The organism is Cobetia sp. QF-1 (genome assembly GCF_002213105.1).
Taxonomy (GTDB): domain Bacteria; phylum Pseudomonadota; class Gammaproteobacteria; order Pseudomonadales; family Halomonadaceae; genus Cobetia; species Cobetia crustatorum.
The window spans coordinates 231961-248229 of the sequence record NZ_NBVS01000001.1; the positions used below are offsets into that span (position 1 = coordinate 231961).

At 55.1% G+C, this 16269-nt stretch carries 12 protein-coding genes and 1 tRNA gene; 4 read left to right on the top strand and 9 right to left on the bottom strand.

Translation table 11 applies throughout. The annotated features are described in order from the left end of the window. Positions 1 to 10 precede the first annotated feature (10 nt). Positions 11 to 694: a hypothetical protein gene (locus CFN46_RS01050; protein ID WP_024950696.1), complete on the bottom strand. Its 684-nt coding sequence runs from the start codon at positions 692 to 694 to the stop codon at positions 11 to 13. A 178-nt stretch (positions 695 to 872) separates the two neighbouring features. Here CFN46_RS01050 and CFN46_RS01055 point away from each other — a divergent pair, with 178 nt between their 5' ends. Then, entirely contained in the window at positions 873 to 1412 is a 540-nt protein-coding gene (locus tag CFN46_RS01055) for a GreA/GreB family elongation factor (RefSeq protein WP_084487911.1), read from the top strand. Positions 1413 to 1435: 23 nt separating this feature from the next. Here CFN46_RS01055 and CFN46_RS01060 read toward each other — a convergent pair whose 3' ends face one another. Then, positions 1436 to 2491: a methyltransferase gene (locus tag CFN46_RS01060; protein WP_024950698.1), complete on the bottom strand. Its 1056-nt coding sequence runs from the start codon at positions 2489 to 2491 to the stop codon at positions 1436 to 1438. 81 nt (positions 2492 to 2572) lie between these two features. Then, complete coding sequence (locus tag CFN46_RS01065) at positions 2573 to 3415, bottom strand: methyltransferase domain-containing protein (RefSeq protein ID WP_024950699.1); 843 nt, start codon at positions 3413 to 3415, stop codon at positions 2573 to 2575. Between the two features lie 562 nt (positions 3416 to 3977). On the opposite strand from CFN46_RS01065, the gene CFN46_RS01070 reads away from it, so the two are divergent. Continuing rightward, positions 3978 to 5111 (top strand): glycosyltransferase, encoded by a 1134-nt coding sequence (locus CFN46_RS01070; protein WP_176426387.1) that lies wholly within the window; start codon positions 3978 to 3980, stop codon positions 5109 to 5111. Positions 5112 to 5509: 398 nt separating this feature from the next. Here CFN46_RS01070 and CFN46_RS17545 read toward each other — a convergent pair whose 3' ends face one another. The 3 genes from CFN46_RS17545 to CFN46_RS01080 all read right to left on the bottom strand — a co-directional run bounded on the left by CFN46_RS17545 (position 5510) and on the right by CFN46_RS01080 (position 8553). Next, the gene (locus CFN46_RS17545; RefSeq protein ID WP_176426388.1) at positions 5510 to 5665 is read right to left on the bottom strand and encodes a hypothetical protein; all 156 of its coding nucleotides are present in this window, start codon (positions 5663 to 5665) and stop codon (positions 5510 to 5512) included. A gap of 392 nt (positions 5666 to 6057) precedes the next feature. Next, positions 6058 to 6134, bottom strand: a tRNA-Arg gene (locus CFN46_RS01075). Between the two features lie 67 nt (positions 6135 to 6201). Further along, the gene (locus tag CFN46_RS01080; protein ID WP_141103613.1) at positions 6202 to 8553 is read right to left on the bottom strand and encodes an EAL domain-containing protein; all 2352 of its coding nucleotides are present in this window, start codon (positions 8551 to 8553) and stop codon (positions 6202 to 6204) included. A 357-nt stretch (positions 8554 to 8910) separates the two neighbouring features. Here CFN46_RS01080 and CFN46_RS01085 point away from each other — a divergent pair, with 357 nt between their 5' ends. Then, positions 8911 to 9942, top strand: a complete 1032-nt coding sequence (locus tag CFN46_RS01085; RefSeq protein ID WP_088742474.1) for an alpha/beta fold hydrolase — start codon at positions 8911 to 8913, stop codon at positions 9940 to 9942. A 125-nt stretch (positions 9943 to 10067) separates the two neighbouring features. On the opposite strand, the gene trpA is transcribed toward CFN46_RS01085, so the two are convergent. Further along, positions 10068 to 10916, bottom strand: a complete 849-nt coding sequence (gene trpA, locus CFN46_RS01090) for a tryptophan synthase subunit alpha (RefSeq protein ID WP_024950703.1) — start codon at positions 10914 to 10916, stop codon at positions 10068 to 10070. A 110-nt stretch (positions 10917 to 11026) separates the two neighbouring features. Then, a complete protein-coding gene (trpB, locus tag CFN46_RS01095) occupies positions 11027 to 12268 on the bottom strand; it encodes a tryptophan synthase subunit beta (protein WP_024950704.1) in 1242 nt (413 codons plus the stop codon). 251 nt (positions 12269 to 12519) lie between these two features. On the opposite strand from trpB, the gene CFN46_RS01100 reads away from it, so the two are divergent. After that, positions 12520 to 13506: a LysR family transcriptional regulator gene (locus CFN46_RS01100; protein WP_254918370.1), complete on the top strand. Its 987-nt coding sequence runs from the start codon at positions 12520 to 12522 to the stop codon at positions 13504 to 13506. A 433-nt stretch (positions 13507 to 13939) separates the two neighbouring features. Here CFN46_RS01100 and CFN46_RS01105 read toward each other — a convergent pair whose 3' ends face one another. Beyond that, positions 13940 to 15955: a bifunctional diguanylate cyclase/phosphodiesterase gene (locus CFN46_RS01105; RefSeq protein ID WP_254918371.1), complete on the bottom strand. Its 2016-nt coding sequence runs from the start codon at positions 15953 to 15955 to the stop codon at positions 13940 to 13942. Between the last annotated feature and the right edge of the window lie 314 nt (positions 15956 to 16269).

A 16269-nucleotide genomic window follows, 5' to 3' on the forward strand; every position in this document is an offset into this window, starting at 1 on the left:
GTTGTGAAGATTATTTCAGTCGCGTGATCAACGCCTGTATTTCCTTCTTTAGCTCTTGATCTGCCAGCTCGCGATTAGGGCGCGCCGGACCATTGAGCGCCTTTTGAGCGTACTCGAGCGCCTTGGCATCCTCGCCTTCGGACGCGAGATAGTCCGCATAATAGAAGTTGGTATCCATGCCATCTGGACTGATCTCAAGCCCCTTGCGCAGCACCTCACCAGCCTTTTCATCATCACCAAAGCCGACCGGCCACCCCGGCGCCTTGTCATAGAGCGCCCCAAGCGTCACATAAGCCGAAGCATTATCACCGCGCGGATCAAGCGTGATGGCCTGTTCAAGCGTGGCTTTTGCTTCCTTGGCAAGATCTAGCGCACCCAGGCCGCCTCGCGCTTTGGCCCAAGAGGCCAAGATTATGCCCTCCCAAGTCAATACATGGGCGTTGCCTGGGTACTGGTCCGCCAACGCTCTGGCCTCCTTGCCGAGCCCTTCCATGCCCTTTTCCTGCGCATCGCCGGTAGACTGATAGTTGATCTGAGCCCAACGCTTCATGAGCGGAAAAACAGCATCATCACCCTCTGCAGCATAGGCACCAGTCATACCGACCAGCGTAATACTCAGCGCCATACTTCCGGATATCAGCAGATGACTCAGATGACGTGTGGCACGACGTGAACCTGATTGAGATGACAGCATGGACAGCTCCCTAGCATTCGTTATTGTTAGTGGAATTGCATGGCAAGCACATGGCATGTGAGATAGCTTCTTCGACAGGCATGTCAAAACTGTAACGAACGTTTGAATTAGTTGCCAATACTCCTTGGTCGCAAACCTCAACGCAGACCGGACCATCGCATAAACTCTGGAGAGGCTCATGCAAGGCCGCAACATGACGCGTTGGCGCGATCCCAAGACTGACCCGCGCCAGGAAAAGAAGAGCAACGTGATCACCCCGCAAGGCTACGCGCACATGAAAGGCCTTATCGATCATCTGCGTCGCGTGAGACGACCGGAACTCTCACGTAAGACAGGTGAAGCTGCCGCCATGGGCGATCGTAGTGAGAACGCGGACTATACGTACAACAAGAAAGCGCTCAATCAGACGATCGCGCGTATCGCTTATCTGGAAAAACGCCTCGATAAGTTGACGGTAGTGGATCGCCTACCGGCAGATCAGGACAAGGTGTATTTCGCGGCGTTCGTGACACTGGAGGATGCACAAGGAGAAGAAATGGAGATTCGTATCGTCGGCCCCGATGAGACCGACAATCCTCGCCGCTGGATCAGCGTCGATGCCCCCCTTGCCAAGGCATTGCTGGGCAAGGGGCTGGATGATGAAGTGAGCGTGACAGCGCCGGGCGGAAAGACGATCTATATCGTCACGGCTATCCGCTATCAATCATCGGAGGAGTGACCAACTCTAGAGTGATACGAGTATCAGCGCGCCTTGCGGGCACGATAGACCTTGAACTGCCGCGTATCAGCGAGCACTTCAAATTCACCGAAAGCGGCCTGAAGCAGGTCCGGGTACGGCAGGAAGGCATTGGCGACCAGCGTCAGCGTTCCGCCGGGCATCAGGTGATCCGACGCCTGACGAATCAGCCGTGCGGCAGGTCCATAGTCGATATCGCGCTCATGATGAAATGGCGGATTGGCGACGATCGCCTCAAAACGCTCTCCTTCAAAGGCCGAGAAGACATCGCTGAGGCGCACGTCTCCCTCGAGGCCATTGAGCGCCAGGCTGCGCTGAGTGGCCTCCACCGCAAAGGCACTCACGTCACCTGCCATCACACGAGCACCATGCTTGGCTAGCCAGCAGCTGATGACGCCGTCGCCAGCGCCGATATCCAGCGCACGCTTGTAACCACGCGTCGGCAGGCTACCCAGTAGAAGCGCAGTGCCCGGATCCAGCTTGGCATTGCCATAAAGACCGGGATGGCTAGTCAGGCGCATATCCAAGGCTTCAAACTCGCCCCAGCCCTCTGTCCACTGCCCTTCGACGGCGAGAGGTGAGTCTGCGCTCGCCGCCAGATCAGGAGTGAGCTCACGAGTCGTGGACGACCACAGCTGACAGCGCCGCGCCGTATCATCCTTGCGTGCCACCATGCCGAGCGCCTTGAGAATGCGCTCGGCGCGCTTGATGCCACCATTGACCTCCCCCACGACCTTGATCGGCGTACCCGCGGGTAGCACATGACACAGTGCCACCAGCCACCACTCACCCAACGCATGTGCCTTGGGCCAGAACAACAAAGCACCGGCGGCGTGTGCAATGGCGTCATCTGCACGCGCCTCTGCAAAAGCGACAGCATGGCTTACCCGATGCTCAGCATCGCGTGCGGCGTTGAGGATACCGGTATCGTGCCCCCATACACGGCGTTGACGATCAGCCGCCAACCACCAGTCATCACGAGGGGGCGCGACCCACAGCCAATCACGAAAGTCGCTATCCTGGCGTTCAAGCAACTGGCAGGCGGGGGTTTGGGCGGTCATGGTGACTCCAGCGGGGTAAAAAAGGGGGGATCAGAAATAAGGGTGCGGCTATGAAGCATATTCAAACGAGACAGCAGTCAATCAGGCGGGACGCACTAGCTCGTAGTGCAGATAACGCCCCAGATAGACAAAGGGCACCGTACGCCAGTGACGACACTCCAGCTCCAGCAGCTTTTGCATGTCAGTGTTGCTCAGTGGTTCACGCGAGCGCAGATAATCATGGAAAACGCGCAGACCGGTAAGTTCACGGACCTCAAGTCCTGCATCACTGGCCCACTGACGAATCTCGGCGTCACGCAGTGGCGAGATAGGCGTCAAGCGCTTGCCGGTTCCCCAGCCCGCCAGGCGATCCTCCAGCGTCTTGTCGAAATTGCCCTTGGTCACATTCGAGAATGCCAGAGCATCACGATTGAAGACGCTGAGCGACATGACCCCACCAGGTGCCAACAAGCCTGCCAATAGCGCAAACCCCTGTTGTGGCGCGACGAGCCATTCAAGCACAGCATGACAGACAACCACCGGCCATTGGCGCTTGGCGCGGCCCGAAAAGCCCTGCAGGTCCTCGCCAGACCATGCCAGGCGAGCCAGAGCAGATTCTGTCAGAACACCCTGCTCAGCCGACTCTGCAAGCCGCTGTTGCGCACGCTCACGCATTTCACCTGATGGCTCAACCAGTGTGAGCTGATGTCCATGCGTCAGCCACCAGAGTGCGGTCTGACCAAGCCCAGCGCCAATTTCCAGCACTTCACTGGCGGGCAGGTTCGCAAAGCGCTCTTCCAGCAGCCGTCGCGTCAACTCGAGGCGAACCTGTCCACGCTCGGTAGAATAAAATCCGCGCTCGAACTTGTCAGCTAGCCCATCAAAATGACGGTCTGCTGTTGCGCGGCGCACGCGAGACGAAGAAGGCAGAGATTGATCAGGCATACAGGAGGGATTCTTAGGTTTGAAATGACATCAAATGATGTGATGGGCAGACAACGCCCATCACATCCTTGCGAAGGCGCCAATGACAGCTCAATGCCTTCACCGCCAAGGCTGGGGCACAAACTGCCAGTGCACTCAAAAGCTTCGAACACGGTGGGACTCTCAACCAGTAAAGCGCGAGTAGGCTACCCCATCATCGACAGAATGCAAGCTAGCCGAGCCATAAGCCAGCATGGAACTTTTGGATTTCAAGGAGGGAAAGATAAACATCTCAGATATTTAATATAAGAACATTCATAATATTTAGGCTTCTCAGATAATAAAGCGAACATCGGTCACAAATAAAACATCACTGCCATTGCTTATAGGCACTAGCATGTCATGCTCTCTTGACAACAAGAATTCAGAGACATAAGGGCAGTAGGAATAGCGTCTATGCTGCTTTGCATCAAGAGAAACCAGCGAAGGAGTACTATTTCCTCCTTTCTGAGGATCAGCGTAGGATACGCATATCCTCCGACACTTCCTGATATAGAAACCTGCTATGAAACAGCGCGTCCTGTTGGTCGTTCGCAAGCTCAATATTGGCGGCATTCAGCGCAACACCGTCAACCTTGCCAACGTATTGCACCGTGAGGGACATGAAGTTCATGTGCTCGTCCTCAAAGGTGAATTAGAGCTTGTGCCTGACACTGGCGTACATCTACATCAAGTCGATTTTGACAAAGCCTTTCGAAAGACAGGCATTGGCCTTGTCTACGACATATTCACCCGAGCGCTACTGACCCCCTTGATCAAGGGCTCAGGGTTCGTATGGCGTGGGCTATATGGCGGGAACTACTTACGCAGCTTCATCAAGAAGCTGGAAGATCGCCATGGTCCTATCGACCGCATCATCATGCGCGGACAGGGAGCATTCGAAACGGTTTGGGCGCTGCAAGACTCTCGCCTTTGGCAAGTCACCGTCTCCTGGCCCGGGCAGAACAAGGACAGCTGGCGTCAACGGTTTCTACTCCGCCGTTTATATGCCAATAAGCAAATAATCTGCAATACCGATAACGTACGCCTCCAACTCGAAGGTCTGCTCGCCCAACATCATATTTCACCGCGTAGATTAGCCACGATCGGCAATGTCTGTAACCTGGATTCCATTGCAGAAATGGCTAACGAATCTGTCGAGCTTCCCAAGCGCCCCTTTGTGGTACAGGTCTGCCGTCTATCGGATGTAAAGCGTCAGGATGTGCTGATCAGAGCCTACCTGGCAGCCGAGATAGAGGAAGATCTCGTCATTGTCGGCGATGGACCGAAGCGGGAAATGATCGAGAATCTGATCAAGGAGCTCGGTGTCGAGGACAGAGTTCACCTGATTGGTAGTCGCCTCAACCCTTATCCGTGGATGAAGCATGCGCGGTTGTTCGTGCTCAGCTCTCGCAGTGAAGCCTTTGGAATAGTCCTCGTCGAAAGCATGTGCTGCGGCACACCATGCGTTGCGCCCGATGTACCTGGCGGTGTTCGCAATGTACTGATCAATGATCAGGCGCGCCTGATTTCCGAAGATAGTATTGAGGGCTTGGCAGCCAAGATACGAGAAGGATTAGCCAACCCGCCTGTCATTGATTCAGATCCGGAGTTAATCGAGCGCTTCCGCGATACCAGGATAATGGAAGCATTTTTATCACTGCCGACGGACAAGTGACTCCCCAGCACTACCTGGAGTCATCATTTACCATTGATAGAAAAGCAGCTTCCTCTCTCTATCAGCGAGATAGAAATGCCTGCATAAGGAAGGTACTCTCCATATGCAGGCAGGCTCGGAATTTCGCCTTGGCAAGTACGCAATCACGACCGACACAAACTCTATGCGAGCGCCGCACTGCATCAAAGCCAGCGCTTCAGGTACTCACTCACGCCTTATACTCGCTAAAAGCCTCTCGCGAAGTTCGTTCTTCAGAGCGAATCGTCCAGATAACACCGCCACGAAAAAGAACCACAGGCGCTCAGCTGGAAGCTCCAGCGGTGACCACTGCGGCTGCAACACCTAGCAGTGTTGACCATTCGCGCGAAGAGAAACTCTCGCCCTTGAGTTGCCTAGCATTACGCAGAGCAAACCAGGCCATTGATCAAAGCTGCCACCGCCACTCCGGCTAACGGCACGGCCAATGCCAGAAGAATGAAGTATGCAACGTTGCCAGTGAGCGCCAACTCGAGCAGCAACAGCTTTTCGCGAAGAGCCAAATGAGCTGCGCGCATGGGGTAACGATCATGAAAGCGAAAGCTCCGTAGAGCAAAAAACGTACGCAACTGATAACCACTCGCTATCCCCTGCTGCAGTCCTGTTCAGAGACTGGCTGATCAAGAATGTTATCCAAGATAGTGGTTAATTCTCTATAAGCGCAGATGCATCGTCGTCGCGCATATGCCAACCGATAGACAATCTGAAACATCGGCAACAATACTTAAGACCACTTCTCTATATTGATAGATGAGCAATTAATATGGAAAACAGACCTATATCAGCAAGATGCTTTATAAATACATTTAAATATCGACACCACAAATCATTTAGCCAATGTATATAATTAACCATGCATTAATTGATAGCTAAAACATCTAAAAATAAGAGAAACGAGGAAAGGCACTGCTGGTGCCCCCTGCAGGAGTCGAACCTGCGACCTGCCCCTTAGGAGGGGGCCGCTCTATCCAGCTGAGCTAAGAGGGCGAAGCGGGAAGGATTATAAGCCATTGAACTCGCGAGATAAACCCGAGTCCCGTGCTAATGCCATTCATTAAGCAAGCTCCCTTGCCTCGAACGCCTGAATCAGCTTCTCCATTGGCTGAGGGCGCCCAAGCAAGAACCCCTGAACACGCTGACAGCCCAGCTGACGCAACACCTCTAGCTGGTACTCCTCCTCGACTCCTTCTGCCACGACTTCCAATGACAGCGCTTGGGCCATGACTAACATGGCACGTACTATCTCATTGCCATGACTCACTACCACTTTACCAGGCACGGAATGGACTCGCGCATCTACCACATCGCTTTCGCTCACCAGATCATTGATAAAACTACGGTCTATCTTGAGCTCACTGAGCGGCATACGTCGTAGGCGCGCCAAGTTGGAATAGCCAATACCAAAGTCATCGATCGAGAAGCTTAGCCCCAGCGCCGCCAGCTGATCAATCTTGTCCAGCACGTCATCTTCATCTTCGGACGCCAGACTTTCAGTCAACTCGATACGCAGCAAATCAGATGAAAAGATGTGGCGCTTCAGCAGGCTGGCAACACGAGGTACAAAATCAGCATTCCGAAACTGTACTTGGCTCACGTTCACAGCCATAGGGAGAGTACGCCCCTTGACCGTCATATCAGCCAATGCCATGCAAACCTGCTCCAGCACCCAATGGCCTAGCTCGACGATCAGTCCAGACTCCTCGGCGATAGGGATAAAGGTCGCAGGCGAGACATTGCCCAGTGTCGGGTCATTCCAGCGTAGCAGCGCTTCCGCTGCGACCAGATACGGCGCACCAGTAGCAGGTAGCATGAACTGAGGCTGCAAGTGCACGCTCAATTGCTGGCGTGATAACGCATGACGCAGCGCCTGTTCCATACGGGTAGCAGCGATTATCTGATGCCGCATCTCGGGGCAAAAAAAGCACAAACGAGCACGTCCTGCGCTTTTACTCTCATAAAGGGCGATATCCGCCTCGTGCAACAAATGCCCCCAAGTATCACATTCGTCGATTTCATTTGAGCCTGACTGAGAAGGATATCCGCCGCCTACCTGTGGATATAGGCTGATTCCCAGCGAACCGGAGAGCTGGTGGGTACGCCCTTCCAATACGAGCGGTTCACGCAATCGCTGAAGCATGACCTCACCCATCTGCCGAGCTCTTGTCATTCCCTCAAGCATTGAGCCCGAGCGGGGTGCCAGTAGAACAATGAATTCGTCACCACCATGACGAGCCAGCATGTCACCCGGCTCTATGATTTGTTCAAGCCGAGAAGCAATCTGGATCAAGGCACGATCTCCCGCATCATGCCCAAGCACGTCGTTAAGGCGTTTGAAGTGGTCAAGATCAAGCAACATCAGAGCACCGACCTCTCCGCTTTCCAACGCCTGATCAGCCAACATCGAAAGATGGCGGCGCAGTAGACGTCGATTGGGGAGGCCAGTCAGAGCATCATGCAGCGCCTGATGAGTCAGCTGTTGATCACGACGATGTCGCTCAATGGCAAGGCCAGCGACGTTCACCGCCACCTCGAGCAAGCTTTGATGACCAGTATCAAGCGCTTCTCTCGACTCGCTGTAAAAGGCAAAGCTACCCATAGGGTTTCCGGCACTATCGAGAACAGGCATCGACAGGCATGCCTCAAGCCCCAAAGCCAGAGGATGGTGTCGAAATCCTTCCCAGGCGGGATCAGTCGCCAGTGTCTTCGTCAACACACACTCTCGCCGCCACATGGCCGTACCGCAGGTGCCGACCCCCTCCCCAATACGCAAACCACGCACAGCAGACATGAAACCTTCAGGCAACTGTGGAGACACCCCTGAGACGATGTACTCTCCCGCCTCATCAAGAAGCAGTAGCGATGAATGAACATGTGTGGCCGCACTCTCAATCGCGATACACAATTCCATCAAGGTCTGTTCGAGGGGCTGCCCTGCGGCCACGGCCTCCAGCAGTGTCAACTGAGACTGACTGAGCGCTTGCGCCTGACGCGTCTGCGTCACATCGGTCTGTAGCCCAAGATAGCCTTCCGGCGTACCGTCTATCCCCAGCAGCGGAATACAGCGCAAACGTAGCCGCAGCGAGCGACCGCTGGAATGGTAGTGCACCAGTTCTTCATCGCTGGATTCGCCACGACTGCGCTGTTCACGCAACCGGGCAATAACGAGAGGGTTTGATTCAGATCCCATCAACATCTCGCTAGGTACCCTACCTGCCAGTTCAGCGGCGGTATAACCCGTCAGCAGCTCGAAGGCGGGATTGACCCAACGAATGCGACCGTCCATGCCATAACAGCACACCCCGTTAGTCGTGTGCTGAACCACCAATCGTAGGCTCTCTAGCTCTTCCTCCCCGACAGGAAGAGAAGTCATGCTGGATAAGCCGGTAGTTAATGTCGAATGACTCAATGCTATCTCCTCCCGAAAAAGCGACAAGTGCTTTCGGTATCTCGCGCGACGCTACCGGCGATTGTCGCAAGATAAGGGCGCCGTACATCTTGCAACATGGATACCTGGCATTTGATGCCTGATACTCGATATCAGCTTTTCCTAGAGTGATAGTACCGCAACACGTTGCGTTGAAAGATGGCAGAGCTAGAGGCTGTCATGCTACTGGTCCACGCTGACGCTCGGGCGCCGATCGATTTCGAACCTGTCTACCCCAAGAGCGTCTCGAAGACCGCTTCTGCATCTATTTCTATTGGGAACCTCCTGCGGCTCGTCCAACCTTATCCTCTCCTATTCTGATCATGAGGCCTGCGGCACATGAAATATCACCACCTGCTGCTGGCCGGTACCTGCTGTCTCCCACTCATCAGTGCTTGCCTGCCGCACTATCTGGCGCCTGGCAATATCACAACGACGCCTCATCTTATCGAACAAGATGGCAATACAGCCCTGATCACACGCGACAACACTCGTTTGGCGTGGCAAACATGGCACCCCGTGGCAGACATGCCTCCTCGCGCCATGCTGCTGGGGCTACATAGCTACGGAGATTTCCGACTAGCGTATGCGCCACTAGGGCCATGGCTTGCCCAGCAAGGCATCGTCAGTTACGCCTATGACCAACGCGGATTTGGTGAATCTGATGACAAAGGGCTATGGCCCGAAGGCGCACTGCTGATCAATGATCTGATCGATGCAACCCAGGTGCTTCGCCAGCGCCATCCCGAGCTGCCATTGATATTGGCTGGCGAGAGCATGGGGGGATCGGTGGTACTGACGGCGTTAGCCGAGCATCCTGAGCTTGATGTGCGTGGAGCAATACTGGCAGCACCCGGCGTACGAGGCGGTATCCGCCTGCGCTACCTCTACAATGCTGGCCTATGGCTGACAGCACACCTGGCACCAAATCAGACACTCAGCGTACCGCGTCAATACCCTGCACATGAGCTACTGCCGACTTCAGCGGCGCGCTTGAGCAATGATTCACGCGTCATCCACGAGGTGCGCTTTGATGCCTACTATGGTCTGATCCGCTTCACGGACAGAGCCAGTGACAGTGTCACCATGCTGTCGAATAGGGGCACGAGAAGTGGCACGGATAATGATCCAGGGAGCAACCCACACACATCGACTCTGCCGCCGACCTTACTACTGCATGGCGGTAGCGATACGACGGTTCCTCGTGTGGCAATTAAGCGTTTGGTCAATGACTGGCCCAAGATGTCACGCCCCACTCTAGAGGTGCATTACCTGCCTGATGCCCCTCACCTGATCCTGCAATGGAGCAATGAGGCAAAAGTACGCGAGCTGTTACATGACTGGCTTGAGACACAACTGCCGGCTCTCTGACGCTGAAGGAGAGTGCCTTCAGCAGCACGAACAAGACGCCCATACACGACAACGCCCCACCTGAAAAGGCTGGGGCGTTGTCGTATTAAATACTACTGGTGATCATTACGCAGAATAGCAACCCATCACTTGCGTGCGGATCTCAGTGCATCGGCCAGCTCGCGCGTCAACGCATGAACATCATGCGTACCTTGCTCTGGCGTCTCTGCATTGGCTTGCAGATCAATCAATGCAGACCCCACCACCACACCATCAGCAAAACGCCCGATACGCGCGGCCTGCTCCGCAGTGCGAATACCGAAACCTACTGCGACAGGAATATCGGTATGCTCGCGGATACGCCCCACTTCAGCCTCGACCTTCTCAGCGGTAGGCGCTGCGCCACCGGTTACGCCATTGCTCGATACGTAATAGAGGAAGCCAGACGTGTTGGCCAGCACACTCGGTAGACGCTCGCTATTGGTCGTCGGCGTAGCAAGACGGATGAAGCTGATGCCCGCCTGTGCTGCTGGCAAACAGAGCTCATCATCATGCTCAGGCGGTAGATCAACCACAATCAAGCCATCAACACCGGCGTCACTCGCCTGCTCAAGGAAACGTGCCACACCACGACGATAGATCGGATTGTAGTAACCCATCAGCACGATCGGCGTATCCTGATCCTGCTTGCGGAACTCACTGACCATCGCAAGAGTACGATCCATTGTCTGACCAGCCTTCAGCGCCCGTTGCGTCGCGTGCTGAATTGCCAAGCCATCCGCCATCGGGTCGGTGAAAGGCATGCCCAGCTCAATCACGTCGGCACCAGCTTCTGCCATGCCAAGAAATGTGGCTAGGCTAGCGTCATAGCCTGGGTCACCGGCCGTGATATAGGTGACCAGTGCAGCACGACTTTCAGCACGAACAGCGGCAAAGCGACGGTCAAGACGGCTGTCAGTCGCAGCCTTGTCGGTATCAGTAGCGGAAATGCTCATCGGTAGACTCCGAATTTCCTGGCCTGCACACGCCGTCAGCGCACACAGGCATAAAAGGGCAAAAGGCGATCGAGATGCAACTCAAGGCACGATTCAAGAAATAACAAGACTCAAGCGGCGTCAGGATTCAAACCAAGCTCATCAGCAAGATGATGCGTGACGGTGGCCATATCCTTGTCACCACGACCGCTGAGATTAACGACCATCAGGTGATCTTTCGGCAGTTCGGGCGCGCGCTTGATGACCTCCGCCAGTGCGTGAGCAGACTCGAGTGCCGGAATGATGCCTTCCAGACGGCACAGCATCTGGAAGGCATCCAATGCTTCCTGATCTGTCGCAGCGACATATTCTGCGCGCTTGATGTCATGCAACCAGGCATGCTCAGGACCAATACCCGGATAGTCGAGCCCAGCCGAGATGGAATGAGCATCACCGATCTGTCCTTCTTCATCCTGCAGCAGGAAGGTACGGTTACCGTGCAGTACGCCCGGCTTTCCGCCTTTGAGGCTGGCAGCATGGCGTGGCGTATCGAGGCCTTCACCAGCGGCTTCCACGCCAATGATCTCGACACTCTCATCATCAAGGAAGGGGTGGAACAGACCCATCGCGTTGGAGCCGCCACCGATACAGGCGACCAGTGAATCTGGCAGGCGCCCTTCCTTCTCGAGAATCTGGGTGCGCACTTCCTTGCCGATGACGGACTGGAAGTCGCGTACCAGCTGCGGATACGGGTGCGGGCCCGCCACGGTGCCGATGATGTAAAAGGTATCGTCGACATTGGTCACCCAGTCACGCAACGCTTCGTTCATGGCGTCTTTCAGTGTGCCATCGCCTGCCGTGACCGGCACGACCTTGGCGCCCAGCAGCTGCATGCGCTGCACGTTGGGCTGCTGGCGGTGAATGTCGGTAGAGCCCATGTAGATCACACAGTCCAGACCAAAGCGCGCTGCAACGGTCGCAGTCGCTACGCCATGCATGCCGGCACCCGTCTCAGCGATGATGCGCTGCTTGCCCATGCGACGCGCCAGCAGTACCTGTCCGAGTGCATTGTTGATCTTGTGAGCGCCGGTATGCATCAGATCTTCTCGCTTGAGATAGACCTTGGCGCCGCCCAGCTTTTCGGTCAGCCGCTCAGCAAAATACAGTGGGCTCTGGCGGCCAACGTAATCAGCGGATAAACCTGCCAGCTCCTTGGCAAAGGCCGGATCCTGCTGAGCAGCTTCATATTCACGCTGCAGGTGCAAAATCAACGGCATCAGAGTTTCGGCAACAAAGCGCCCACCGAAGTCACCGAAGAAGCCCTTGGCATCGGGGCCTTGGCGAAGGCTGGCTGTGGCAGTCGACTGGCTCATGTTGAACTCCTCGAAATCGTGTCGGTGGTTGGCCTCTAACGTCCAGCTCCAAAACACAGAGCGATTGATCAACGAGGCCGACGGTATGCTGATCATCCTAGCGCCCCAAGCTCAGGAAGAAAAACGATATATCCGCTTACATCTGTGAGTTATTCTCACACATTCTATATTGACTACGACCGATCACCTCACAGAGTTCTGTTGCGCCCGGTCATGCTTTTACCCTCATTCATCATCAAGGAGGCTATCCATTGGCCCATAAGACCTTGCCGATTTCCGATGATTCGCCATTGACGGCTTCATCTGGACGTGACCTGAATCTGCCCATGCTGCCGCCCCTCAACGCCCTTCGTGCCTTTGACGCAGCAGCACGCTTTGAAAGCGCTTCACGCGCTGCAGAAGCCCTGCATGTCACACATGGAGCAGTCAGTCGTCAGATTCGTCAGTTGGAAGAGACACTGGGAACACAATTATTCGAGCGTGTCGGGCGCGGTTTGCGTTTGACTCAGGCCGGACATGAACTGGCAACGGCGACTCGCCATCACCTGGGCGGGTTGGCACGGGTCTGTTCAGAACTGACACGTCGAGATGCACGCGCACCATTTGTCCTCAGTTGCCCCGGATCATTTCTCGCACGCTGGTGTATCCCGCGACTCGGCGCGCTCAAGCAATCGCTCCCAGAGCTGGAGCTGCATCTGACGGCCAGCGATGAAGCTGACACGCTCAGACCGGGGATAGATGGTGTATTGCGCTTCCAGATGCCGCCCTTCAAGGAGACAGAACGCCAAGAGACACGTGTTCTCGGCAAGGAACGCATCGGCCCCGTACTACGTCCCGATGCCGCCTGGTTACCCAATGAGACTCCCCCCTCGCCAGCTGTGCTGCTAGACCTGCCATTACTGCACACCCGATCACGCTCTCAGGCATGGCCTGACTGGTGTGCTCGCCAGTCACTACCCAGTGACCAGCTGCATTATGCGCAGGGGTTTGAGCACCTCAACTATCTACTGGAGGCGACTCTGGTCGGACTTGGAGTGGGCATCGCGCCTGACTATCTGGTGGAAGAAGATTTACGCAGCAAGCGCCTGATAGCCCCGTGGGGCTTTGTCGAGACACAAGCATGCCTGACCCTGACACTGCCCGAAGCCGGACGTGCTCGAGGCCGTCACCCGTATGCCGATGTACTGTCTGCCTGGCTAGCACAAGAACTGGCGGCGGCTCCACATGCTGGACAGTAGACCCACGAGCGTACCAAGCAGAGAGACTGACCAAAGACGTTACGTGGCAAAAGATGCCCGCACCTCCAACAATCGGGCATAAAAAAGGCCAGTCACAAGGACTGGCCTGACCGGCCATTATATCCAGAGGATATTGCCAGAAAGATCGTTAAATCCGCTCAAGGAACCATCGCAACCTGCCAAGCAGGTCGGAAGCGAGAGTGGGCGAACAACTCTGCGCATTGAACGACGCAGCCACCCTCGGCAGGCGTCATCGAGGAGTCACAACATGCTCGACTCAACAACTCCGTAACAGACTGCAACTCTTCATCAACCGATGAAAATGACAGCCTATCCCGCTTCAACTGCAAGCATCATATCTTTTAGCCCGCGAACAAAAAAGCACATTGTCAGCAACAGTCCCATGCTGCTGTGGCACCGAACCAACGCTGCTTCAATGGCATTCTGGCGCTGCGGTACCGTTTTCGCCATGCCCAGTACTTACGCGGTGACTCGGCGGATTATTACCACCCAAAAGCAAACGCTGGATATCGGTTGCCGCCATGGGCTTATAAAAATAATAGCCCTGAATGAGGTCGCAACGCATCTCACGCAACAGCTCAAGCTGCTCAATATTCTCCACGCCCTCAGCCACCACCTCCAGCCCCAAGCGATGACCCAGGAAGACGGTTGCTTCCATGATCGCGCGATCCTTCGGTTCATGAGCACACTCCGTCACGAATGAGCGATCAATCTTGAGCGCTGTGACTGGCAGCATCTTGAGATAGCTCATCGAGGAATATCCTGTCCCAAAGTCATCAATCGCGATCTTGTAACCACGATCATGCAAGGCCCGTAAGCTATCGCGCACCTTAACGTCTGCTTCGAGCAAGACGTTCTCGGTTAGCTCTATACCGATATCGCGTGGCGTTAATCCGTATTCCGCAACGCAGTCTTCAAGACGCTGAAAAACGTCAGAGTTCGTCGCCTGCCGTCCCGAAATATTGATGTCGATGCGGTAGCCCTTGAGGCCTAGTGCATGCCATTCCGCCTGCTGACGGCATGCCTGACGAATAACCCAGTCTCCCAGACGCTCAATGAGATTGGTGCGCTCTGCCACCTTGATAAAATCAGAGGGGGGGATATTGCCTTCCGGCGCGTGCCAACGCATCAGCGCCTCTACAGACTCGATCCGCTCACTACGGGCGGCTACCTGGGGCTGATAGTGCAAAGAAAGCTCGCCGCCACCATCCTGATTCAACAGTGCTTGCAGACGCCCAGCCAGATGATGCTGATGCAGCATCTCATTACGGACTTCCTGGTTGAAGAATTGATAGCCATCACGACCTGCCTGCTTGGCACGGTGCTTCGCGACGTCGGCATTGCGCACCAATTCTGCTGCATCGCTGCCATTTTCGGGATACAAGCTGATACCAATACTCAAGCGCAACAATAGCTCGCGCCCATCAATAGTGAAGGGGCGCTGGAAGTCTTCACGAATACGCTCGACCACTGCCAGTGCATCACTTTCGTAATCCAGACGCGGCATGGCTAATACAAACTCATCACCCCCAAAGCGCGACAGAAGGTCTTGGCCTCGCTGGAAGCCTTGTAAACGTGACGCCACACTGCGAATGACCCGATCCCCCGTCTCATATCCCAAGGTGTCGTTGATTTCGGTGAAATGATCGATATCGAGAAATAGCACCATCAGCGTATCGCCATGCCGCTGGCACTCGTTCAGTGACTGCTCGAGTTCGCTCTCAAAGGTCTGCCGATTGGGCAGCTCAGTCAAAGGATCAAAGCGCGTCATGTAATCCAGCTCACGCTGAACCTTACGCTCCCCCGTCAGATCAATGTCGATACAGAACATTAACGGGTTTTCCGTGCGCTCCCCCAGCATGACATGGTGAGAAAACACAGGCACAGGGGCCCCTGACTTGTGCTTTAGCTCAAGTTCACTGGAAGGGATCTCGACACCTTTGCTAACCCATGCATGGTGCGCCTCCACTACAACGCCTGCCATCGTTTCCGGAATCAACAAGGATTCCAGACATCGTCCGCGAGCTTCCTGCTCACTGAAACCATATAGCCGCTCACTGGCCTCGTTCCAGTAGATGACCCGGCGCTGACTGTCATACCCCTGGACAGCAACGCGTGGCAGACTTTCCAACAGCTCTCGAAATCGTTGATCGCTGACGGGAAGTCCCTTGCTGGTCGAGGGGCCAACCATACTCGTCTGCATGACCGCCTCCTGCGTGTGCTGATGATGTAACACCTGACGCTTACGAGCTAGCATGATGCCCGCAGTTGCGCCAAGAATCACCATCAGCATCGCGGTTAGCCAGCGGCCGATCATACCCTCCCCCGCCACCAGCACTGCCATGAGTAACATCGCCACGGCAATAATGGCTGGACTGGAGCGCAACATTCCGGCGGCACTACCGGCCTGACGGAACCCGTTTGTCATGATGAAGGACACCTCCACTACCATCTTGTTCCTACTCGCCGAACACCGACGAAGAGTGCATCAATTGCGTATTCGGCACTCGGGAGGCCACGCATTCATTGCCTTGGTCAAATCTATATGTTTGCCGCGCAGAAACCCAGCGCCTGACGCCCTTTCGGCTTCCGCACACTCAACGTTTTCTCATGAAGAACTGTATGAAAACACAGCAACCCGACCTTAGTGACAGGGTGAAGAATAGCGCTAATGGATTACATAATACTAGGCGATCAGATTAGCCATGTCGTAGCGATGACCTACTACCCATATTGATGATA